General features: G+C 72.9%; 17 protein-coding genes. 5 read left to right on the plus strand and 12 right to left on the minus strand.

What is annotated here, in order from left to right; translation table 11 throughout:
• The first annotated feature begins 63 nt into the window (after positions 1 to 63).
• Complete coding sequence (locus ACH4SL_RS36120) at positions 64 to 2,088, plus strand: NPCBM/NEW2 domain-containing protein (RefSeq protein WP_398454259.1); 2,025 nt, start codon at positions 64 to 66, stop codon at positions 2,086 to 2,088.
• A 60-nt stretch (positions 2,089 to 2,148) separates the two neighbouring features.
• Here the strand turns inward: ACH4SL_RS36120 and ACH4SL_RS36125 are convergent, their stop codons facing one another.
• The 6 genes from ACH4SL_RS36125 to ACH4SL_RS36150 form a co-directional block, all read right to left on the minus strand.
• Complete coding sequence (locus ACH4SL_RS36125) at positions 2,149 to 3,087, minus strand: hypothetical protein (protein WP_398454262.1); 939 nt, start codon at positions 3,085 to 3,087, stop codon at positions 2,149 to 2,151.
• Positions 3,088 to 3,141: 54 nt separating this feature from the next.
• The gene (locus ACH4SL_RS36130) at positions 3,142 to 4,110 is read right to left on the minus strand and encodes an SCO2521 family protein (RefSeq protein WP_398454406.1); all 969 of its coding nucleotides are present in this window, start codon (positions 4,108 to 4,110) and stop codon (positions 3,142 to 3,144) included.
• Positions 4,111 to 4,114: 4 nt separating this feature from the next.
• A complete protein-coding gene (locus ACH4SL_RS36135; protein WP_398454264.1) occupies positions 4,115 to 5,131 on the minus strand; it encodes an SCO2522 family protein in 1,017 nt (338 codons plus the stop codon).
• On the minus strand, positions 5,128 to 6,045 hold the full coding sequence (locus ACH4SL_RS36140) for an SCO2523 family variant P-loop protein (RefSeq protein ID WP_398454266.1): 918 nt from the start codon (positions 6,043 to 6,045) through the stop codon (positions 5,128 to 5,130). Before ACH4SL_RS36140 ends, ACH4SL_RS36135 begins: the two co-directional genes overlap by 4 nt.
• Positions 6,046 to 6,048: 3 nt before the next feature.
• Positions 6,049 to 7,890: an SCO2524 family protein gene (locus tag ACH4SL_RS36145; protein WP_398454269.1), complete on the minus strand. Its 1,842-nt coding sequence runs from the start codon at positions 7,888 to 7,890 to the stop codon at positions 6,049 to 6,051.
• Between the two features lie 79 nt (positions 7,891 to 7,969).
• Positions 7,970 to 8,785, minus strand: a complete 816-nt coding sequence (locus ACH4SL_RS36150; protein WP_398454271.1) for an SCO2525 family SAM-dependent methyltransferase — start codon at positions 8,783 to 8,785, stop codon at positions 7,970 to 7,972.
• A 299-nt stretch (positions 8,786 to 9,084) separates the two neighbouring features.
• Between ACH4SL_RS36150 and ACH4SL_RS36155 the strand changes: the two genes are divergently transcribed.
• On the plus strand, positions 9,085 to 9,651 hold the full coding sequence (locus ACH4SL_RS36155; protein ID WP_398454274.1) for a GNAT family N-acetyltransferase: 567 nt from the start codon (positions 9,085 to 9,087) through the stop codon (positions 9,649 to 9,651).
• 31 nt (positions 9,652 to 9,682) lie between these two features.
• On the opposite strand, the gene ACH4SL_RS36160 is transcribed toward ACH4SL_RS36155, so the two are convergent.
• The 4 genes from ACH4SL_RS36160 to ACH4SL_RS36175 all read right to left on the minus strand — a co-directional run bounded on the left by ACH4SL_RS36160 (position 9,683) and on the right by ACH4SL_RS36175 (position 13,118).
• Positions 9,683 to 10,432 carry a hypothetical protein gene (locus ACH4SL_RS36160; RefSeq protein ID WP_398454277.1) on the minus strand — a complete coding sequence of 250 codons (750 nt, stop codon included), beginning with the start codon at positions 10,430 to 10,432 and terminating at the stop codon, positions 9,683 to 9,685.
• Entirely contained in the window at positions 10,429 to 11,352 is a 924-nt protein-coding gene (locus ACH4SL_RS36165) for a hypothetical protein (protein ID WP_398454280.1), read from the minus strand. The genes ACH4SL_RS36160 and ACH4SL_RS36165 overlap by 4 nt, the downstream gene beginning before the upstream one ends.
• Before the next feature lie 70 nt (positions 11,353 to 11,422).
• Positions 11,423 to 11,935, minus strand: a complete 513-nt coding sequence (gene msrA, locus ACH4SL_RS36170) for a peptide-methionine (S)-S-oxide reductase MsrA (protein ID WP_398454282.1) — start codon at positions 11,933 to 11,935, stop codon at positions 11,423 to 11,425.
• A 64-nt stretch (positions 11,936 to 11,999) separates the two neighbouring features.
• Complete coding sequence (locus ACH4SL_RS36175; RefSeq protein WP_398454284.1) at positions 12,000 to 13,118, minus strand: isoafricanol synthase; 1,119 nt, start codon at positions 13,116 to 13,118, stop codon at positions 12,000 to 12,002.
• 357 nt (positions 13,119 to 13,475) lie between these two features.
• On the opposite strand from ACH4SL_RS36175, the gene ACH4SL_RS36180 reads away from it, so the two are divergent.
• Complete coding sequence (locus tag ACH4SL_RS36180) at positions 13,476 to 16,412, plus strand: ATP-binding protein (protein WP_398454287.1); 2,937 nt, start codon at positions 13,476 to 13,478, stop codon at positions 16,410 to 16,412.
• Positions 16,413 to 16,580: 168 nt separating this feature from the next.
• On the opposite strand, the gene ACH4SL_RS36185 is transcribed toward ACH4SL_RS36180, so the two are convergent.
• Positions 16,581 to 18,410 carry an adenylyl cyclase gene (locus tag ACH4SL_RS36185; RefSeq protein WP_398454290.1) on the minus strand — a complete coding sequence of 610 codons (1,830 nt, stop codon included), beginning with the start codon at positions 18,408 to 18,410 and terminating at the stop codon, positions 16,581 to 16,583.
• Positions 18,411 to 19,168: 758 nt separating this feature from the next.
• On the opposite strand from ACH4SL_RS36185, the gene ACH4SL_RS36190 reads away from it, so the two are divergent.
• Positions 19,169 to 20,494 (plus strand): dicarboxylate/amino acid:cation symporter, encoded by a 1,326-nt coding sequence (locus ACH4SL_RS36190; protein WP_398454409.1) that lies wholly within the window; start codon positions 19,169 to 19,171, stop codon positions 20,492 to 20,494.
• Positions 20,495 to 20,564: 70 nt separating this feature from the next.
• Here ACH4SL_RS36190 and ACH4SL_RS36195 read toward each other — a convergent pair whose 3' ends face one another.
• Positions 20,565 to 21,488 carry an EamA family transporter gene (locus ACH4SL_RS36195; protein ID WP_398454292.1) on the minus strand — a complete coding sequence of 308 codons (924 nt, stop codon included), beginning with the start codon at positions 21,486 to 21,488 and terminating at the stop codon, positions 20,565 to 20,567.
• 79 nt (positions 21,489 to 21,567) lie between these two features.
• Between ACH4SL_RS36195 and ACH4SL_RS36200 the strand changes: the two genes are divergently transcribed.
• Positions 21,568 to 22,458 carry a LysR family transcriptional regulator gene (locus ACH4SL_RS36200; RefSeq protein WP_398454411.1) on the plus strand — a complete coding sequence of 297 codons (891 nt, stop codon included), beginning with the start codon at positions 21,568 to 21,570 and terminating at the stop codon, positions 22,456 to 22,458.
• Positions 22,459 to 22,478: the final 20 nt, after the last annotated feature.

Raw genomic sequence — 22,478 nt, forward strand, 5'->3', positions numbered from 1 at the left:
TTCTGTGGCGACCGCGTCGGCTGCCGCACCGGTGCTCTCTCCGGAACCAACGATGGGACTCGTATGCCGATCACCCGCAGGATCCTGTCCTGCGTCACCGCAGGCGCGTTGTGGGCAGGCGGTCTGGGCGTGGCCGCGATCACCGCCGGGGTCGCCACGGCGCCGTCCGCGGCCGCCGTCGACAACGGCCTCGCCCTCACCCCGCCGATGGGCTTCAACGACTGGAACTCCTTCGGCTGCAACGTCAGCGAGCAGCTGATCAAGGACACCGCCGACTACTTCGTCAGCTCCGGTCTGAAGGACGCGGGCTACACCTACGTCAACATCGACGACTGCTGGATGACCCACACCCGCGACGCCGACGGGCGGCTGGTCCCCGACCCGGCCAAATTCCCCGACGGCATCAAGGGCACCGCCGACTACGTCCACAGCAAGGGCCTCAAGCTCGGCATCTACGAGGACGCGGGCACCGCGACCTGCGCGGGCTACCCCGGCAGCCTCGGCCACGAGGCCACCGACGCCCAGTCCTTCGCCGACTGGGACGTGGACTACCTCAAGTACGACAACTGCAACAACAAGAGCGACGGCACCATGGCGGACTTCCTGAGCCGCTACACCGCCATGGGTGACGCGCTCAAGGCGACCGGCCGGCCGATCGTCTACTCGATCTGCGAGTGGGGCCAGCTCCAGCCCTGGGAGTGGGCCGGCGACATCGGCAACCTGTGGCGCACCACCGGCGACATCAGCGACAACTGGGGCAGCCTGAAGTCCATCACGGACGCCAACCTGCCGCTGTCCTCCTACGCCCGGTCCGGCGCCTGGAACGACCCGGACATGCTGGAGGTCGGCAACGGTGGGATGACCGACACCGAGTACCGCACGCACTTCTCGCTGTGGGCGATGATGAACGCCCCGCTGCTCATCGGCACCGACCTGCGCAAGGCCACCCCGGCCACGATGGACATCCTGCTCAACAAGGAGGTCATCGCGCTCGACCAGGACTCGCTGGGCAAGCAGGCGAGCGTGCTCGCCTCGACGGACAGCGGCACCAAGGTCGTCGTCAAGCAGCTCGCGAACGGTGACCGCGCGGTCGCGCTGTACAACGAGTCCGACCAGCCGCAGCACATCTCCACCACCGCCAAGGCCGCCGGCCTGCCCGCCTCCGTCACCGGCTACAAGGTGCGCGACCTGTGGCAGCACCGCGACTACCAGTCGTCCGGCACCCTGGCCGCCACCGTCCCCGCGCACGGCACCGTGCTGCTGCGGGTCTCCCGGGACGTCCGCGCCCTGCTGGACCCGGCCCTGGTCGACGCCGGGGTCGGCGGGACGTCCGTGCACATCCAGCCCGGCAAGGGCGCGGACGTCACCGCCTACGCCACCGACCTCGGCACCCTGCCGTCGCTCCAGGTCTCGGTGAAGCTCGACGCCCCCGAGGGCTGGTCGATCCGTCCCAAGGGCCGCACCAGCACCCCGGCGCTCCCCGGCGGCCGCACTCTGAGCACGACGTGGCACATCGACGTCCCCGCGGGAACGGCCACCGGCACCTACGCCCTCACCGGGACCGCGACCTACCGCGGTGTCGGCAAGGACAGCGCCGTCAGCGTCCCGCTGAACGGCCAGGTCTCCGTCGCCGTCCCGCCGCCGGCCGGCACCTCCTACCTCAGCGACCTGTCGTGGGAGTCGGCGAGCAACGGCTGGGGCCCGGTCGAGCGCGACAGCAGCAACGGCGAGACGGGGTCCGGCGACGGCAACCCGATCACCCTCGGCGGCACCGTCTTCGCCAAGGGCCTGGGCGCCCACGCGCCCAGTGACGTCGCCTACTACACCGCCGGGAGCTGCACCTCGCTGACCGCCACCGTCGGTATCGACGACGAGAAGAAGAACAGCAAGGGCTCGGTGGAATTCCAGGTCCTCGCCGACGGCAAGCAGGTCGCCGACAGCGGCGTCGTCACCAGCACCACCGGCGGCCACCCGCTGACCGCCGACGTCACCGGCGCCCAGGAGGTCCACCTGGTCGTCACCGACGGCGGCGACGGCAACGACAGCGACCACGCCGACTGGGCGGACGCGAAGATCACCTGCTCCTGATCCCCGCTCCCCCGCTGCAGAACGGCCGGTGCCCCCGCGGAATTCGCGGGGGCACCGGCGTCAGCGGCCCGCCTCCCAGAGCGTCCGGAAGCGCTGCACCCGCTTGGCCACCCGGTCCGCCCGCAGGTCCATGAGCGTCTTGGTGTTGACGCCCCGCAGGTCGGAGCCGATCTCGTAGGACAGCGACTCGTCGAAGACGATGAAGTCGTTGGTCTCGTCCATGCGCGCGATCGGCGACAGGTCCGACAGCGCCAGCACCTTGACCTCGATGCCCAGGCTCTGCTGGTCGTCGCAGAGCTGGCCGAGGTCGATGGTGTTGTCCTCCGGCTTCTCGATGATGAACAGCCGCCGGATCCGCACCCCGTGCGCGTCGATCGCGTCGCGCTGCGCCCGCAGATAGCGCTGGCCCAGCTCGCTGGGCCAGAAGTCGCGGTCGACGGCGGTGCTGGTGGCGTCGATGGTGTCCACCGCGCAGCCCGTCAGGGTGACGATCCAGTCGTGGTCCTCGCCCTCGTAGTCGACGAGTTTGGCGTTGAGGTTCTCCATCAGGTTGGCGAGCTCGGCGACCTCGGCGCGTGCGAAGGCCTGCATGATGGCGGGCGACCCGGTGCCGACCTTGCTGGCGCCGCGGATCAGCCGGGAGACGCCTTCGGGCGGCAGCGCCGACCGGTCCACCAGGCCGAACAGCTCGGTGGCCTCGTTTATCCGGGCGAAGCCGTTGGCGACCAGCTCCTTCATCTCCGCGTTGTGCGCGGAGATGGTGTGCTCGACGGAGGTGAGCCGGCGTTCGAAGTCGGTCATGTACTGGATGATCAGGGCCGCCCCGCCGAGGAAGATGGAGGAGGTCAGCTTCCACACCTCGGGCTGGTTGGTGGCGTCCGTCAGCAGATAGGTGGCGCCGCCGACGAGTGCGGTCAGCAGTGTCTTGAACAGTACGGGCGGTACCATCCGGGACGGCGCGGTCTGCGCCCCCGACCCGGTCTCCAGCGATCCGGCCATGTCGTCATCTCCCCCTGGTGGGTTCGTGCGCTTACGAGCCCGCGGGCGGGCAGGTCATGGCTGCTGCACATGCGCGGAGACGGCCAGCAGCGCGAGCTGGTCCCTGATCCGCTGCACCAGGATCTGCCACTGCCGGCTGAATCCCGGTTCCCGCTCCAGCACCTCCCACAGCGGGTGCAGCAGGCGGTCCACCCGCGCGGCGGGCATCCACAGATGCAGCAGATGGTCGACGGCCGGGCGCAGCGCGGTCACCGCGACGCGCCCGTCGACCGAACCGAGCCGGCTGCGCTCGACCATCCGCACCAGTGTGGTCAGCAGCCAGTCGTGCAGGGCGAGGTCCTCGCAGAGCCTCGCCGCCGCGGCTGTTCCCGTGCTCCCCGCCAGCCGCAGCTCCACCGTGCGCAGACCGTCCTGCGCGAGGGTGAAGTTCTCGATGGACGGCTCCGCGCCGTCCGGGGCACGCAGCGCGACCCAGCGCAGCCGGGTCACCTGGGCCCGGAAGGGCGCCGCCTGGTCCAGTACGGGATTGCGCAGCACCGTGCGGAGCAGGTGCTCGGCTATGGCGCCCAGGTCCAGCTCGCCGGGCCGCGCCGGGCCGCCCAGGCAGCCCGCGGCGACATCCCGGTCGGGCAGCTTGCCGAACGGCTCGACGATGCCGGGCCGGGCCAGGTAGTGGCCCCAGGGGCGGCGCCGCTCGGGGCCGTCGGCCGTCGCGGTGCAGAAGGCGTCGGTCTGCAGCAGCCGGCCGCCGGTGAGGGCGGCCCGCGAGGTGACGGTGCCCACCGCGCGGACCCGGGCGCCGGAGGCGGTGGGCAGCCGGCAGTCGACGCCGGTCAGCACGTCGGGCGAGAGCGCGTACGCCCCCGGCCGCTCGGACTGCAGGACCCGGCGCCCGGCGCGCAGCCGCAGCAGGCCGGCCGCGGCCGGCGAGGGCAGCGCCTGCGCGTTCTGCAGCAGGCAGGTGCGCACCTCACCGCAGGCCAGCACCGGTGGAGCGAGCGCCGTCGTCCCGCCGCCCGGGATCACGTCACCCGCCCGCGTACATGACGTAGGAGATGCGGTCGGTGATCTCCTCCGGCACCGGCATGCCCTCGCTCAGCGAGCGCCGCGCGACCTGCGCGAGCGCCTCGGCGTCGATGTCGACCTGGTCCAGGATCACCCGTACCGCGTGCTCGACGGTCAGGAAGCGGGCCGGCAGCACGGAGCAGGTGCGGTACGCCGAGAACGGCGCCGCGGCGGGGTTGAGCCGGATCACCGGCGGCAGTTCGTCCCAGTCGCGCGGGAATTCGGCGGCGGTCCAGGGCACGGGCTGCAGCACCGCTTCCCCGGCGTGCCGCAGCAGGCCGAGCCGGGCGAGCTGCCAGACGGCGGCCAGGAAGGGGCAGGCCCACCAGCGGCGGCCGTCCACCTCGTCCCACAGCTCGACGTCGACGAAGACGGAGTGCCGGCGCGCGGCCGTCTCGGCGGGCGGGTGCCAGGGCTCGGCCCCGGCCATCGCCTCGGTGAGGCCGCCGACGGGGCTGCGCTGGCCGTTGGCGAGCCAGCCGGTCTGCACCGCGGGCGGGCGGCTGCCGTCGGTGCCGGGGGGCGGCGACTCGACGAGGCGGGCCTGCACCTCCTCGGCCACCGCCGTGCCGTCCGCGACGGCGCAGCCGGACTCGCGGGCCAGGTAGTCGATCGTCAGACCCGCGCGCCCGGCCTCGGCGATGACCATGGGGAGCAGTTCGGCGGGGGTGGAGAAGCGGGTGAAGTAGTCGTCCACCAGGAAGCAGGTGCTGACCCGGGCCCGCCGGCCCCCGGCGGCGGCGAGCACGCCTGCGGCGTCGGCCCACGGCTTGACCTGGGTGAAGTGGGTGCGCAGCCGTTCGGGACCGGCTTCGAAGTCCTCCATGTAGAGGTGGCCGAGCTCCAGCGACAGCTGGGCGAGCGGGACCGACTGCACCCGCGGCTCGGCCGTGGTCTCCCGGAAGACGGCACGGGGGCCCGCGCCGCTCCCGGTGTCCGTGACGGGCACGGTGGTGGCGGCCGTTCCGGTGTCCGTCATACCGGCCCCCACGCCTCGTCGTCAGTGAGCTTGTCGGCGAGGTCCTGGAGTGCCACCAGTGTCTCCAGGTTGGCGATCCGGCTGGAGAGCACGTCCTCGTCGGTGATCAGTTGCTCGCGCCACTGGAGGACGGGTTCCAGCGGTACCACGCCGATGGCGGCGCTGAAGCCGACCTCCCGGTCGGCGGCGAGCCGGTCGAGGTCCTGGTCGCACTTGCGCATCCACGAGGACTGCGCGGGCGGCACCAGCGACCACGGCGGCGCCTCCGGGTCGGGCACCGCGGCCCGGACGAACCGGATGGCCGAGCGCAGCTCCTCCTTGTCGTGGCCGCGGGCGACACCGCCGGCCAGGATGCCGCGCTGGCCGAAGACCAGCCCGGAGGCGGCGATCACATGCTGCCGCGTCCAGCGGTGGTAGACCAGCCAGCGGGCCCGCACCCCGCGCATCTCGGGCCGCGCGGTCACCTCGAGGGCCATGTCCATCGCGTAGCTCCGGCCGGCGCTGAGGTCGACGATCACGACCTCGAACTCGCTGTTGAGCCGCAGGAAGAGGTCGATGCAGCGGCTGACGGTGTCCTTGCCGACGGCGAACTCGCCGCCGCTGCGGTCGCCGGGGAGGAGCACCAGGTTGCCGGAGTTGGCCGGGCGGTCGCGCAGCAGCTGGTGCTCGGTCTCGGCCCAGACGTCCAGCCTGGAGGGCTCGGTCGCCTTGCCCTGGAGGTAGGAGTGCAGACCGCCCTGCTCGATCCCGCTCATCGCCTTGGGCACGTCGAAGACCGCGGCGGCGGTCGGCGAGCCGAAGTCGAAGTCCAGGTAGCACACGTCGTCCCCGCCGAGGGCGCGGCGGAAGGCGAGGTTGGCGCTGGTGACGGAGCGGCCCGTGCCGCCCTTGTCGGAGGCTGCGAAGACGAGCACCGGTCACACTCCCCGCGAAGCGGTCTGTCTGGCCAGGGCCAGCCCGTCGAGTTCGCCGAGGATCTCCATCGTGAGCGCCACCGCGGTGCCCGGCTGCCGGTCGACGAGGTCCCGGGCGCGGTTGAGTTTGACCTCGACGCCCTTGAGAGCGAGCCCGCGGGAGGCGTCGAGGGCCGAGGTGGGTTCGAGCTGTTCGTTGCCCAGCAGGTGGGTGGCCTCGCTGAGCAGCCAGGAGGCGTAGTTGATCAGGTCGGAACTGCGGATCGGGGACTGCACGTAGAGCTGCCGCCCGGCGACCATGCATTCGATGACGCGCTCGGTCACGCCCCAGGACAGCTCCATCGGGTCGACGTTCGCCTCGGGGAAGACGGAACCGACGTTGTCCCACAGCCCGGTGCCCACGCCGGCGTTGATGCGGCGCTTCCACATGTGGTCGAAGATCTTCTCGGCGAGCCGCAGCAGCCGGTCGTGCGAGGTGATGTTGCGGGACAGGGTGCACAGCTGGATGCTGCGCTTGAGGAGCATCGCGGAGAAGTCGCCCATGGTCCACTGCATGGGGTTGCCGGTCTCGCTGCTGCCCTGCAGCGGCAGCCGGATACCGGGGCTGTGCAGGTGGACGGCCTTGTCGCCGACCATCAGCCGGCTGCTGATCCGGCCGCGCTCGGCGAGGCGTTCCATGACGGCGACGGTACGGGTCAGGTCGTCGTCGGTGGCGCGGCGGCGTACCAGGTCGTGGACGAGGATGGAGGCCACGCAGAGCGAGAAGTACTCGGACTCCAGCCGCTGGCCGGTGGTCCGCCAGGGGATGTCCTCCAGCGGCCAGGTCGCCTCGTTGAAGCGGGCGATGCCGGACCAGTACTGCTGGGTGATCTCCCAGCGCAGTCGTAACGCCTCGGCCAGGCGCTGCTGTTCGGCGGTGAGCAGGCCCAGGGTGAGGGTGCGGTCGCTGAACAGGTCCTGGATGCCGTCGAGGGCGACGACGGTGAAGTACAGGTACGGGATCGGCCGGGCGGTGCCGATCGGCTGCGGGCCGATCGGCTCGGTGGTGTCGACCGGCGGGGCCTCCTTGACCAGGGTCCACGCCCAGCCGCACTCGAAGAGCTGGTTCTCGTCCTTGAGGCGGTCGGCGATGTCGACGCCGAGGGTCAGGCTCTCGCCGATGGTCGCGCGCAGTGCCTCGAAGCGGCGCTGGAAGCGCTCGACGACGACGCGTTCCGACATCCGGCCCTGCCCGAGCACCCCGCACAGCGTGCGGCCCTGCGGCTCGTCGGGGTCGAAGACGTTCACGGTGAAGGAGCGCAGCAGGCTCACCATGGCGGCGGTCAGCCGGGTCTCGGTGGCGGCGCGCAGCTCCTCGATCTGCGCGCGCACGTCGGTGCGGCGGGTCTTGCCCGAGTAGACCTTGAGGAAGCCGAGGGTGGCCAGGCACAGGGTGATCGACATCGAGAAGGAGTCGACCACGCCGATGCTGCGCTGCTCCTCGGTCAGCTCCAGGTCCGGGTCCGCGGAGACGAAGTAGTGGCCGCCGGCGAAGCTGGGGCGCTTGTCGTCGGTGGTGTGGTTGTGCATGAAGTCGCCGAGGATGCTGACGAGTTTCGCCGGGATCTCCACCCGCCCGCCGGCGTTCTTGAGCGCGGTCTGCACATCGCGCTCGGTGGTGTCCGGGTCGTCCAGCCGGAAAGCCGGGATTTCGGTGGCGGGATACATCAGGCAGAGCAGCCGCTCGGCGTCGGCGACACTGCTCCTGCTGTCCGGATCACCCCACTCCCAGCTGCCGGCGGCAAACGAATGGCGTGAAATGGCCTGCCAGATGTCCAGCAGGTGCTGCCGCGGCTTGATCTGCATTCCCCACCCCTCCACCAGGTGCACCCTTGCACTTCCCTGTGGTGCCCGGACACACCCCGGTCGGATTCCTCCGTACGTGTTATGCGGGCCCGCGCCGCCCGCAGGCCACGATCATTCCCTCGTATCCTTCGCGCAACGCACCGCCGGGCATTCCGACCGGAGTGATCGCGACGTCCTCGCCTTCCGCGAACGGGCTCAGGCTCCTGCGCACATCGGCCGTCGTCACACTGCACGCGGGGAAGAGGGTGTCACCGACCTGGTATCCCAGCGAGCCCTCCATGAAAGCCGCGGCGAACGGAGCGCCCGGTTCCAGGACCCGCATGAAGCGCTCGACGGCGAGCAGGAACTCGGCCTCCGACGTGGACAGCGACTCGGCGACGAAGAACATCGTGCCGATCTGCCAGCGCTCGCTGCGCTCCCCCAGATCGAACAGGTTTCCCTGCTCGATCCGCGCGGCGCGGGCGAACGCGGCCCGCGGGTCGGCCACCCGCCGGGCGTAGACCTCCTGCTCGCACAGGGCGTCCCAGAACTGGTCCCAGTGGGCGTCGTAGGACTCCCGCTGGCCGCGCAGATAGCCGACGTTGGCGGCGGAGTGCTCGTACAGCGTGATGGTCTCGCACCACGGGAGCATGGACATCGACGGGTACAGATTCGCCCCGGGGCCGACGTCGATTCCGCGCAGCCGGGCGCCGGTCGCGTCGAGGGTGTCCCGGAAGTGGTCGGCGAAATGCTTGCGCACGACTTCGAGGATCTTCGCATCATCGGAGCGCAGTCGACCGTAATTATGATCAACGTAGGCCTGAGGATCGAACGCGTCCCAGGGCGCGTCCGAATTCAGCCGTGGAGCAGGCGGGCGCGCAGCGTCATTCGCCGTTCGGGGCGTTCCGAGATCCATCTCTCCATAATAGCCGCGAACTTGGTGTCCGGAGTCCACCGTGCGAACGGCTGGAATGACGCAGGGCGCACGGAGGGCGCGTGGCAGCATACGCGCATTTCATCCGTATCCCACCTTGAACAGCGGGTAAACGCAGCTGATCCTGGTCAGATCCGGTGAACACGGCGCCGGCTCCACCTTACGCACGCGCGAGAGCCCATGTCAGCCGAACGGGCGAACGCGGCGTCGACCTCCGTACGTCCCCCGGACCGGGTCCCGGACCGGCCCGCCGTCCCCGTCCCCAGCTCCCGAGGAGTGGCATGACGATCCATCTGCCCGACGCCGGCAGCCCGCGTGTGACGCCGCTGCTGCCGGCCTGCGCGCCCGCGCTCGTCCCGGCCGACGGCGAACTGCCGCCGCGCGTGCGCGCGGTGACCGACGCCGACCTGCCCGAACTGCACCGCCTGGACCAGGAGGTCTTCCAGCAGCACGCCTACCCCTACTTCGTCCTGCGGCAGTTCTACGACCTCTACCGCGACGACCTCCTGGTGGTCGACGACGGCGGCACTCTGCGCGGCTACGTGCTGGCGGGCATCACGTCGGATCCGTCCCGCTGCTGGATACTCGGCCTGGCGATCGACCGGGAGTGCCGGCACCGCGGCCTCGGCCGGCTGCTGATGACCGAGTCGCTGCGCGGCCTGTGCCTGCGGGGGGTACGGGAGGTGTGGCTCACCGTCGAGCCGGCCAACGAGGCCGCCCTCGACCTGTACCTGTCGCTGGGCTTCTCCCGGGTCGACCGGCGCAGCGACTACTTCGGGGCGGGCTCGGACCGGGTTCTGATGGTCCTTCCGCTGGCGGGCGCGGTCGCGCTGCCGGCGGAGGCGTAGGCCGGGCGCGAGCGCGGGCGAGGGGGGCGGTTCAGCCGGTCAGCAGGCCGGCGATGCGGTCGCGCACGCCCTCCTTGCCCTCCAGCCGCTCGGGGACCAGCCGCTCCTGCCGCCCGGGGTCGCGGGCGAGCACGTGCAGCCGCCCGTCCCGCCGGGCCAGCACCAGGTCGGTGCTCTCGCCGGCGATCTCCGCCGAGCCCTCGGCGGTGTAGTGGGTGACGGTCACCAGCGCGGAGCGCTCGGCCGCGGCGAGCAGCGCGTCGGTGTCCGGCGTCCGGTCGCGGTCGGCGGCGCTGCCGCGCGGCAGCCACTCGGTGAGCATCCGCAGGGACTCGTCGAAGGTGTGCAGGCTGATCTGGTGGACGCCGAGCGCGTCGATGCGCACCATGAGGCAGATGTGCTCGGGCTGCGGGAGCAGCAGCACCCGCCAGGGCTCCCCCGGCTGCGAGCCGGTGATCCGGGCGTCCAGCACCATCCGGGCGCGCTGCTGGAAGGCCACCGCGATACCCAGGTCGCCGCGCACCTGCACCTGCTCCCCGCCGCTGCCGGCCAGCAGCAACTGCCGGGCGGCCAGCGAGCGTACGGCCTCGGTCAGCTCGTCCTCGGAGGGGCGGGCCTCCAGAAAGTCCACGATCGCGTCCACCGCCGTCAGTTCGGCGATGGTGTAGGCGCCGAGCAGCACCGGGCCGGTGTGCACCATGTTCACCACGGCGGTGACCAGCCCCTCGGGTACGGCCGCCGCACCCGGCTGGTCCGCGGCGCCGGCCGCCTGCGCGTTCACTGCGCCCCTCCGCCGGGACGGGCCGGATCCGGCCCGGAGGCCTCGTCGCGGCGCTCGCGCAGCACCCGGGCGGCGATCCGCGAGGGCGTCTGGGTGACCCAGACCTCGGAGCTGCCGAACAGCCCGCGCCCGCCGCGGCCCGTCAGGGCCTGCCCCAGCTCTGCGCCCGGGTCGGCCCGCTCGGGGGGCGGGAAGCGGCCGGCCAGCTCGCCGGAGACGGAGGTGGTGTCGTCCGACTGCTCGATCCGGCGCAGCGTCGTGGACAGGGCCCCGGCGACCGGCGCGGTCAGCGCGGTGGGCACGGCGACCAGCGGCGAGAGGTACATCGGGCGCCGCTCGGTCATCCGGGACAGGCCCCAGGGCCCGACGTTGCTGCCGGTGCAGCGGTAGACGACGTAGTCCATCAGGTGCCGCAGGTCGTCCAGGCTCGGCATCTTGCTGCCGCCGAAGGCCGCGGGCGTCTTCTCCAGCTGCACCCAGGTGCCGGTGGCGGTGCGGCCGTGCAGCTTCTCGCGCACCACGTGCCCGCGCATGCCGATGTCCGGGTAGCGCTTCTTGTCGATGTCGCGGTGGTGGCTGGAGATCCGCGGGTGGCTGCCCTTGCCGGCCCGCCAGCGGTCGTACAGCCCGGGGTCGTCGACCAGGACGTGGCCGCCGCACAGCACGTCGTGCATCTGCGGCACCTGGAGGCCGTGCTCCTCCAGGTCGGACAGGATCTGCGCCTCCTCGGGGCTGAGCCGGGAGACGGCGTGCAGCAGCCCTCGGCGGTACTCCCCGGCGCGGGCGGTGATCTGGATCATGAGCCGGACCCGCTCGCGCTGCCGGTCGGCCTGCCGGGCGGCGCGGCCCGCCGCGCCGGACCGGCCCGCGTGGCCGTGTCCGGGGCGCAGGGACGGCATCGCCGGATGCTTGCGCTCCATACCGGCCAGTACAGCACGGCGGGCGCCGCCCCGCAGTGCGGGGCGGCGCCCGCGCGTCCGGCCGCGGCGGTCAGCTCCCGCTGCGGGCGGGCAGCCGCCAGTTCGGCCGCGGGTAGTGGCAGGTGTAGCCGTCCGGGTAGCGCTCCAGGTAGTCCTGGTGCTCGGGCTCGGCCTCCCAGAAGGGGCCGACGGGCTCGACCTCGGTGACGACCTTGCCGGGCCACAGGCCGGAGGCCTCGACGTCGGCAATGGTGTCCTCGGCGACGCGCTTCTGCTCGTCGTCGGTGTAGTAGATCGCCGAGCGGTAGGCCAGGCCGATGTCGTTGCCCTGGCGGTTCTTCGTCGTCGGGTCGTGGATCTGGAAGAAGAACTCCAGGAGCGCGCGGTAGTCGGTCCGCTCCGGGTCGTAGAGGATCTCGATGCCCTCGGCGTGCGTGCCGTGGTCGCGGTACGTCGCGTTCGGGACGTCACCGCCGGTGTAGCCGACCCGGGTCGCGGTGACCCCGGGGAGCTTGCGGATCAGGTCCTGCATCCCCCAGAAGCATCCGCCCGCCAGAACCGCCCGCTGTGTCTGCGTGGCCATCTCCGTCCTCTCCTCGCGTCTGGTCCTGCGTCTTCCCGGTCCCCGCGTTTTCCGGGCACAGGTGTCAACGCACCGAGGGGCCGCAGGATTCCGCCGGGCCGGGGGCGACCAGCAGGCTCCACGGGCGGCGGCGCCCGCCGCTGACGGCGGCGACGCCCGCCTCGTCGTAACGCGCGGTGGCGAGCGACCACGTCAGGTTGCCGGCCATGAGGTGCCGCATGCCCTCCACGTAGTGGTCGACGTGCGCGCGGTCGGCGCCGTCCAGGCGCAGCCCGGACAGGGCGCGCGGCAGGTCCGCGGCGAGCCGGACGAAGCGGGCGGTGCGCGCGTTGGCGAGCCCCGCGATGTGCGCGACGGACTCCTCGACCGTGCAGCCGCGGTGCGCGCGGTGGACGACGACGCTGTTGTTGACGTCCCCCGCGGCCAGCTCCTTGACCAGCGACACGATGTCGTTGACGAAGATCACCACGTCGCAGGTGATCTCCCGCATCTCACTCAGCGCCGGGGCGCGGTGGACGTCGTCGGGCAGGCTGTAGCCGCCGCAGCGCTCGGTGAAGTCCAGGCACGGGCGCACGCCGATGGTCTCGCGCCGGACGGTGAGGAAGTCCGCCAGGTCCGGCAGCCGGTCGGCGTTGCGGTGGCGGGCCTCGCCCTCGTGCGCGCCGAGGTAGGCGCGCCAGTGGTCGCGGAAGCGGATCCGCCAGTGCCGCGGGGTGCCGTCGGTCGAGCGCCGCCAGATGTCGCGGAAGGAGCGGACCAGCGGGCCGTCGGGCTCCGGGCCGTCCGCCGGGGCGTGCGGCTCCAGCGCCATCGTGGCGGACAGGTCGGCGACGAGCCGGCGGATGCGCTCCGGCTGGGCGCCGAGCAGCCCGTCGAACTGGTCGTCGAAGATGAAGAACCAGGCGTTGAAGTCGGCCGACAGCTCCAGGTCGGCGGCCCCCGCGTCGGGGTAGAAGTACGCCATCAGCCGTTCCAGGCGCAGCGCGTCGTACTCGGCGGCCGAGGTGTCGCCGGTCAGCAGGCCCATGCCCTGCGCCCACTGGAGGGTGTGCTGCCTGGCCCGCTCCGCGTGCGGGTTCAGCCGGGCCGGGAAGGGGATGCGGACGGCGGCGGTGCGCCGGGTGGGGTCGGCCGGGTCCGGGAGGACGGGACCGGGGGGTGCGGCGACGGGCTCGGGTGACATAACGCCCTCCTGAGTGCCCGGCGCGCCCGGTGGCGCGGGCGGGCGCGGGTGCGATCTGACATACGGATCTGCGTACGGGTGGCGTGCGTGAGTTCGAGCGTAGGCGCAGCGGCCGCCGGCGGACCAGACCGCCTCCGGGCGGGCTTCGGCGCGCCCGGCGCACACGGCGGGTGGCACGCGCCCCGGGCGCTCCCCCCGAACGGGGGTGGGAGGGTACCGTTTCTTGCTCGGCCGCGCGGCAGATGACGCCGAGCCGGTGCAGAAACTCCCGAGGGGGACGTCGCCGCGTCGCCGGGTGCGTACGCTGAGCCTGCCGGGGACGCGCGACGGAGCCACCACACGTTCAGGGGAAACGACATGGCATTCCGAGGGGACCGGCCGGGACGGTCGCGGCGGCTGCTGCTCGAACGCGAGGCGGAGACCGCCGCGCTGGAGAGCCTGCTGTCCGATCTGACCGGCGCGGCGCAGGGCGCCGAAGCGGCCGGCACCGGAGGCTTACTGGCCTTCGCCGGGCCCGCCGGGCTGGGCAAGACGACGCTGCTCGCCGAGGTGCGCAGACGGGCCGCGGCACGCGGCTGCACGGTGCTGTCCGCGCGCGGCGGCGAGCACGAGCAGGGGGTGGCCTTCCAGGTCGTACGCCATCTGCTGCAGCCGCTGCTGGCGACCGCGACCGAGGCCGAGCACCGCGCGACGCTGGGGAGCTGGTACGACATCGTCGCCCCGGCCGTGGGCCTGGTCGCCGGGGCGGCCGACGCCGCGCCCGACCCGCAGGGCGTGCGCGACGGGCTCGACTGGATGGTCACCCGTTTCGCCGTGCAGCACGCCCCGTTGGTGGTGATGCTGGACGACGCGCACTGGGCCGACGCCGAGTCGCTGGCCTGGCTGACCGGGTTCGCGCCGCGCGTCACCGAGCTGCCGCTGCTCCTGGTGGTGGCCTACCGGCCCGACGAACTCCCGCACGACGCCGCCGCGTTCGGCCGGCTTGCGGAGCGGCACGGCTCGCGCGCCCTGGACCTGGCGCCGCTGACGCCGGGCGCCGTCGGACGTATCGTCAGGGAGACCCTGGGCGAGGACGCCGACGAGGCCTTCTGCCGGGAGACCTGGGCGGTCACCGGCGGCAACCCCTTCGAGGCGGTGGAGCTGGCCGCCCGGGTCGCCGACCGCGGGCTCAAGCCGCAGTCGGTGCACATGCCGGAGCTGCGCGAGATGGCGTCCGCGGTCAAGGGCGGCGGGCTCGTCGAGCGGCTGGAGAAGATGGGCACCTCGGTCGTCCGCTTCGCGTGGAGCGCGGCGGTGCTGGGCGCCGACGCGTCCCGCAGCCGTGCCGCGAGCGTCGGCGGCCTCGGCGAGGCGGAGTCCGAGGACGCGGTCGCGAAGCTGCGCGAGGCCCGTATCCTCGCCGATCCGGCCCGCGAGGGGCACGTCACGGACGACGGCCGGCTGGAGTTCTTCCACCCGCTGGTCGCGACCGCCGTCTACCGGGCGATCCCGGCGGCCTTCCGGGTCGCCATGCACGGCCAGGCCGCGGCGATCGTGTCGCAGGCGGGCCTCGGCGTCACCGCGACCGCCCGGCATCTGCTGGAGACCCATCCGGAGAGCGATCCCTGGGTGGTGCAGCAGCTGTCGGACGCGGCCCGCGAGTACCGCAGGGCCGGCGCCCCGGACGCGGCGCGGCGCTGCCTGGCGCGGGCGCTGCGCGAGCCGCCCGCCATGGAGGACCGCGCGCAGGTGCTGTACGACCTGGGCTGCTCGGCGCTGCTGACGGAGCCCGCGATCACCGTCAACCACCTGCGGGCCGCGCTCGACGAGCCGGTGCTGTCGCCCGGGCTGAAGGAGGCGATCGTCTACCGGCTGGCGCAGGCGCTCGGGCACTCCGACCGGATGGCGGAGGCGGCCGAGACGGTCGCGGAGGCCGCGCGCTGGGCCACCGACGCCAAGACCCGGCTGCACATGCAGGCCGAGCAGTTCATGTGGAACGCCTTCCGGGCCGACGAGCGGGATTCTGCCGCCCGCTCCCGCAAGCTCACCAAGCTCGCCGACCACCTCAGCGGCCGCGGCCTGGCCGAGCGCTACATCCTGGGCCTGCGCGCGTGGGACGCGATGGTGCGCGGCGAGCCCGCGCCGACCGCGCTGGACTGGGCGGAGCAGGCGCTCGGCGAGGGCCTGTCGTGGACGGACGAGCGCTGGGGCTTCGAGGTGCCGGTGCTGGTGGCCCTCACCTTCATGTACTGCGACCAGCCGGGGCGGGCCGAGGAGCTCTTCAGCCAGGGGATCGTGGAGTGCCAGGACCGCGGCTGGCGCGGCGCGCACCTGTCGTTCGGCTGCACGCTGCTCGGCTACATCCGCTACCGGCGCGGCCGGCTGAGCACCGCGGAGTCCATGGTCCGCGACGGGCTGCGGATCGCCGACCGGGTCGGCTACCAGGTGCCCGCGCAGTACTTCGCGGTCGGCATCCTCATCGAGATCCTGCTCGCCCGCGGCCGGACCGCCGAGGCGCAGGAGCTGGCCGCGTCGTACCGCTACGGCGAGATCACGCCGAGCGCGGTGGTCTATCCCGACTCACAGACCGTCTACGGCGAGCTGCTGCTCGCGCTGGGCCGCAACCGCGAGGCCGAGTGGCAGCTCACCCGGGCCGGGGAGCGGCTGGACGCGCGCGGGATGCGCAATCCGGCGTGGTGCCCGTGGCAGCTGGACCTGGCCCGGGCGACCGAGTCGTCCGACCCGGTGCGGGCGGCGGCCGTCGCCGAGGAGGCGCTGGCCAGGGCCCGCCGGTTCGGTACGCAGTCGGCGATCGGCCAGGCGCTGCACGCCCAGGCCGCGGTCACCGCGCCGCAGCGGCGCGCCGCGGTGCTGGCCGAGGCGGTCGCCCATCTGGAGCGTTCGCCGTCGGCCTACGACCTGGTGCGGGCGCTGTTCGACCACGGCGTCGCGCTGCGGCGTACCGGTCAGCCCCAGGAGGCGGCCGAGCAGCTGCACCGGGCCCTGGAGGGCGCGGTGCAGTGCGGGGCCGACGCGCTGGCCGGGCGGGCCCGCGAGGAGCTGGACGCGACGGGGCTGTGGCCGCTCCAGCCGCGCAGCACGGAGGCCGCGTCGCTGACCTTGCAGGAGCGCCGGGTCGCCGAATGGGCGTCCGCGGGCTGGACCAACACGCGGATCGCGGAGGCGCTGGACTCCACGGAGCCCGCGGTGACGCGGATGCTGTCGGAGATATACGTCAAGGCGGGCTGCGACCACACCGGTCTCGCGCGGCTGGTCGCGCGGACCGAGCGGTGGGAGCGCAGGTCCGGCGGCTGACGCCCGGTCACGTCCCGCTGCTGCCGCCGATCGGCGCCGGCAGCAGCGGGAGGTGGCAGGCGGCGGCGTGGCCGCCGGCCGCCGCCCCGCCGGACGTACGGCGAACGGCGGGTGCCAGGGCCCCCACGGTCCCGGCACCCGCCGTGCGTACGCGCCGCGCTCCGCCGGTCAGACGGTCGCGACGCCGTTCGAGTACCTCTTCATGTTGTAGACGGCGAAGCCGTTCTGCACCGGGTCGCCGGAGCCGTTGATGGCGTGCAGCATGCCGCCGCCGCCCGCGCCGTTGAGGCACACGGTCATCAGGTCGGTGAAGACGACACCGGGGGTGTCGGGCACCTCGTACGTCCGGTCGGTGTAGATGTCGGCTTCCAGGTTGAAGAAGCAGTAGCTGCCCAGGCCCCACGCCAGGTGGTCGCGGACGTCGTCGGCGACCTTGTAGGACGCGTAGCCCTTGGTGCCGCCGTGCACCCACGCCGTCTGCGTGGGGACGTCGTACGGGTTCTCGTTCTGGAAGAAGTACGTGCGGCCGCTCTCGCCGTTCCAGAGCACCTCGTACTTCTGGTAGTGCTCGACGAAGAGCCCGTAGGTGGTGACGTGGTCGCCGTTGACGAGGATGCCGGTGTCGGCCGGGTTCACCGACCAGCCCACCGTGCCGTCCAGACCGTGGTCGGCGCGCCACAGCCACAGGTGGTCGCAGATGACGTCGTTGCTGTCGATCTGCAGGCTGGTCCCCGCGCCGCCCGCGACGGCCCCGCCGATCCGGGCGAAGACGTCGAAGAGCACGGTCGGGTCGTTGCTGTGCCGGCGCCGGGAGCGGCCCTCGCCGACCCGGACGAGCACCGGGGTGTGCTTGGAGGCGGCCTCGACGAGCACGCCGGCGACCGTGACGCCGTCGACGTCGGCGACCTCGATGAGGGTGTTGCTGTGCGCCGAGCGCAGCGTCGTGTAGCCGAGGCCCAGCACGACCGTGCCGGGGCGGGTGACGCGGATCGGCGAGGTCAGGTTGTAGATGCCGGGCGTGAAGAGCAGGTGCCGGCCGCTGCCGAGGGCGCGGTTGATCTCGGCGGCGGAGTCGCCGGGCTTGGCCACGAAGAAGCGGTCCAGCGCGATGCTCGTGCCAGCGGCGCGGCCGCGGGCCCACGTGGTGCCGGTGCTGTTGCGGCGCAGCCCGGGTACGAAGACCTCGTAGTCGCCGTGCCGGTCCACGGTCAGGAAGGGCTTCTCCCGGACGACCGGGGTGCGGTCCACGGTCGTCATGGGGGGCGTCGGGAAGGACTGGGCGGGTGCGCCCTGCACACCGACGAAGACCATGTTCCAGTTGGATCCGACCCAGCTGCCGAGGGTGTCGTTGCGCGAGATCCACTGCTGCTGCGAGCCGGACTGCACCTCGCCGTCCACCACGCTGTCGGCCAGGTACCCGCCGCTGGACCACCCGTTTCCGGGCGGGCTCGGCATGAGGTTCATGTCGCCCTTGACGTGCACGCGGCGCATCGGCCCGGCCTGGGCGACGGCCCAGCGGTTGAGGCCGTCCGGCGGCACGATGGTCAGGTTCTCGGCGGCGCGCCAGAAGTTCTGCGTGCCGTTGCCGTCGAACCACTGGGCGTCGACCGTGACGTGGCCGTTGATCACGACGTCGGACGGGCTCGCGCCCAGGCCCAGGACGTGGGTGTAGAAGCCGACGTTGATGTCGACGGTGTACGTGCCCGGCATGAAGGCCAGCGCGTAGCGCTCGTCGCCGAACTGGTTGGACTCCTGGATCGCGAAGACGGCGTCGACCTGCGCCTGGATCGCCGCGTCGCCCATCGACGGGTCGAGGACGATGACGTTGTGCCCCAGGTCCGCGCCCTTGTGCCCCTGGTGCCCCTTGGGCGGGCAGGGGTGGTGGGCGGACGGCGCCGCGGCGTGGGCGGTACCGGTGGCGATGCCGCCGGCCAGCGGCACCGCGGCGGCGACGGCCGCCCCGCGGAGCACGGATCGGCGAGAGGGAATGACGGACACGGCTCTCCCTGTGGTGGTGGATCAGGAGGACTGCGCGGTGGGCCGGACCGCAAGAGAGCGCTCTCAGGGCGAGAGTGAATCATCGCGGGTGGGCAGCGTCAATAAGCGTGCGAGCTTCTCCGAAGGTCGCAGGACGGGACGGATCGCGCACCGCGCGGGGGGAGTTGGGCCGCCGCGGGCGGCCCCGGCGGCGCAGGGCGCGGCCTCGCGCAGGAGCGGGGCGCACCGGGCGCGGAGGAAAGGCCCGGAGAATCCGCGGAAATCACTCACTCGCGCCCCAAGAGCGGAAACAGGCAGTGAAATTGATCGACCGTCAATTGCGCGCGGACGCTCGCAGCGCCGTGACCTGCGGCCACGGGAGGGCGGGAAATACGGGTGGCGCGAACACGACAGCTTGTATTTGTGCAATGAATGCATTATCTTCCTGGCCATGTCCAGTGCCCACAGAGTCATCGCGATGCGCGCCGCGGGAGAACCCCCGCTGGTGTGGCGTCTGCATGTCGACCTGTGCCACTGCAACGGCGACCTGTGTATGCGCTGACGCGCGTCCGTCGCTGACGTCCCCGCCGCCGCCCGCGGTCGATCCCGGGTACGGCGGTCTCCGGTTGCCCGGGGTGACGTCGTGGCGTGCCGCACGCCGACGCCTCCACCCGTACCCCGGCCCGGTCGCCCGCTCCTGCTCCTGAGCTGCCGCTCAGTACCGCGTCCGCCCGCACCGCGCCGGCTTTCCGTCCCCCTCCCCGTCCCGCGGTGCCCGGCTGGGTCCGGCGCTGTCACAGGAGTCCCCCTTGCCTGCCTTCCTGAAGAGAATCCCGTTCTGGGCGCAGATCATCTCCGGTCTGGTCCTGGGCGTCGTGCTGGGCCTGATAGCCCGCGACGCCGACGTGCACTGGCTCACCGAGACGCTGACGCGTATCGGCGACATCTTCGTCCAGCTGCTGAAGCTGGCCGTCCCGCCGCTGGTCTTCACGGCCGTGCTGGTCAGCGTCACCAACCTGCGCAACGTCACCAACGCCGCCCGGCTCGCGGCGCGCACCCTGCTGTGGTTCTGCGTCACCGCGCTCATCGCGGTGACGATCGGCATCCTGCTGGGCCTGGCCACCAAGCCCGGTGACGGCGTCCACCTCAAGGCCGGCGCGGTGCCGGACGGGCTGCACAAGGGCAGCTGGATCGACTTCATCACCGGCATCGTCCCGACGAACATCGTGGACGCGTTCGGCCAGCCCAACGTGCTGCAGATCGTCTTCCTCGCGGTCGTGATCGGCGCCGCGTCGCTGTCGGTCGGCGAGAAGGCCGAGCCGCTGATCGACTTCGCGAAGGTCGTGCTGGAGGTCGTGCAGAAGGCGCTGTGGTGGGTCATCCGGCTCGCCCCGCTGGGTACCCTGGGCCTGATCGGCAAGTCGGTCGCCACCTACGGCTGGGATCTGCTCAAGCCGCTGGGCACCTTCACCGTCGACGTGTACGTCGGCTGCGCGCTGGTGATGTTCGTGGTCTACCCGCTGCTGCTGGCGCTGGTCGGCAAGGTCAACCCGGTCAACTTCTTCCGGGGCGCCTGGCCCGCGATCGAGCTGGCCTTCGTCTCCCGCTCCTCGGTCGGCACCATGCCGGTGACCCAGCGGGTGACCGAGCGCCTCGGCGTACCGCGCGACTACGCGTCCTTCGCGGTGCCCTTCGGCGCCACCACCAAGATGGACGGCTGCGCCGCGGTCTACCCGGCGCTCGCGGCGATCTTCGTCGCGGAGGTCTACCACGTCCACCTGGGCATCGGGGACTACCTGCTGATCGCGTTCGTCTCGGTGATCGGCTCGGCGGCGACGGCCGGTCTGACCGGTGCCATCGTGATGCTGACGCTGACCCTGAGCACGGTCGGCCTGCCGCTGGAGGGCGTCGGCCTGCTGCTGGCGATCGACCCGATCCTGGACATGATGCGGACCGCGACCAACGTCACGGGCCAGATCGTGACGCCGGTGCTGGTCGCGTCCCGGGAGAAGATCCTGGACCGCGCCGCCTTCGACGCGCCGCGCGGCATCGAGGACGACGAGCCGGCCGTGGAGTCCGAGACCCGCGAGCTGGTCGAGGTCTGACCCCGCTCCCCCGCCGTACGCCGCGGCCCCGGTCCCTCCCGCGCGGAGGGCCGGGGCCGCGGCCGTACGGTCACCGCCGCCAGGGCCCGCGCGCGGGCGGCGGGAGCTGGCCGCCGACCAGCGCGGCCAGGGCCAGCAGGAAGCCCGCGAGCTGCACGGGCCCGAGCGTCTGGCCGAGCACCGCGGCGCCCAGTACGGCGGCCACCAGCGGCGAGAGCAGCGCGAGCAGGGCCGCCGAGGTGACCTGCAGCGCGGCGATGCCGCGGAACCACAGGGTGTACGTGATGAGCCCGCCGACCAGCCCCAGCCACAGGTAGCCGAGCGCGGCCCGCCCGTCGACCGCGGGCGGCGCGCCCTCGGCGAGGAAGGTCACCGGCAGCAGGAGCAGTCCGCCCGCGGTGAGCTGCCAGCCGGCGAAGGCCGTGCCGCTCACGCCCGCCGGACGGCCCCAGCGCTTGGTGAGCGTCACGCCGAGCGCCATCACCACCGCGCCCGCCAGCCCCGCCGCCACACCGACGCCGTCGAGCGCGGCGTCCGGCCCGATCACCACCAGGCCGACCCCGGCGACGCCCGCCACGCCCCAGCCGATCCGCCACGCCGACAGCCGCTCGTGCAGCACCGGCGCCGCGAGCAGCGCGACGGCCAGCGGCTGGCCGGCCCCCAGCGTCGCGGCCACCCCGCCGGGCAGCCGCTCGGCCGCGGTGAAGAGCAGCGGCAGGAAGAGCCCGATGTTGAGCGCGCCCAGCACCGCGGCCTTCCCCCACCAGGCGCCGCGCGGCAGCGTGCGGGTGAGGGCGAGCGCGACGAGGCCGGCGGGCAGCGCCCGCAGCAGCCCGGCGAAGAGCGGGTGCCCGGCGGGCAGGAATTCGGTGGTGACGATGTAGGTGGTGCCCCAGACGGCGGGCGCGAGCGCGGTGAGCGCGGTACGCGACAGGCCCGGCCCCCGATCCCCGCGGACGGCGCCGCGGGTCCGTGCCATGGATTGCGTGGTCATGACGAAAGTCTCGGCCCGCGAGGATCGATGAGTCCAACACATGCTTGTCACTTCATCGATCGTGATCCACGATGGGTCGATGGAGCTCCAGCAGATGCGGTACGTGATCGCCGTCGCGGAAACCAGCAGCTTCACGCGCGCCGCCGAGCGCTGCCGGGTCGTGCAGTCCGCGCTGAGCCACCAGGTGGCCCGGCTGGAACACGAGCTGGGCGCCCGGCTGTTCGAGCGCACCAGCCGCCGGGTGCGGCTCACCCCGGCGGGCGAGGCCTTCCTGCCCGCCGCCCGGCAGTGCCTGGAGGCCGCGGGACGCGCGGCGGCGGAGGTCGCGGCCGCGGTCGGCGAGGTGCGGGGGCGGCTCGCGGTCGGGTCGATCCCGACCGTCACCGCCGCCGATGTGCCGGGCGCGCTGCGGGAGATCCACGAGCGGCATCCGCAGGTGCGCATCACCCTGCGGGTGGGCGCGAGCGACGAGCTGATCGACCAGGTCAGAACGGGCGGCCTCGACGTGGCCTTCCTGGGCCTGCCCACCACGGCGGTGCCGCGCGGGGTCGGCGTCCGGGAGCTGGCCCGCGGCGCCCTGGTCGCGGTGGTCGCGCCGGGCCACCCGCTCGCCGGGGAGCGCTCGGTGAGCCTGGCCCGGCTGGCGCGGGAGACCTTCGTGGAGCTGCCGGCCGGCACCGCGGGCCGCGCCCAGTCCGAGCAGGCCTTCGCCGCGGCGGGGCTGAGCCGCGACATCGCCTACGAGGTGAGCAGCGCGGAGTTCATCCCGCGGCTGGTCGCCCCGGGTCTGGGCGTCGCGATGCTCCCGGCGGCGTACGCGCCCGGCCTGACCGGCGTCGTCACGGTGGAGGTCACGGACGCCCCGGCGCGCGTGGAGTACGTCATCTGGTCCCGCTCCGGCCCGACCCCGGCGGCGGCGGCCTTCCTGGCGGCGCTGGGGGTCGACCCGGACGACGACCCGCAGGCGTAGGGACCCCGCGGGACGGGGCC

It is taken from the genome of Streptomyces sp. NPDC021020 (assembly GCF_044333285.1).
Taxonomy (GTDB): domain Bacteria; phylum Actinomycetota; class Actinomycetes; order Streptomycetales; family Streptomycetaceae; genus Actinacidiphila.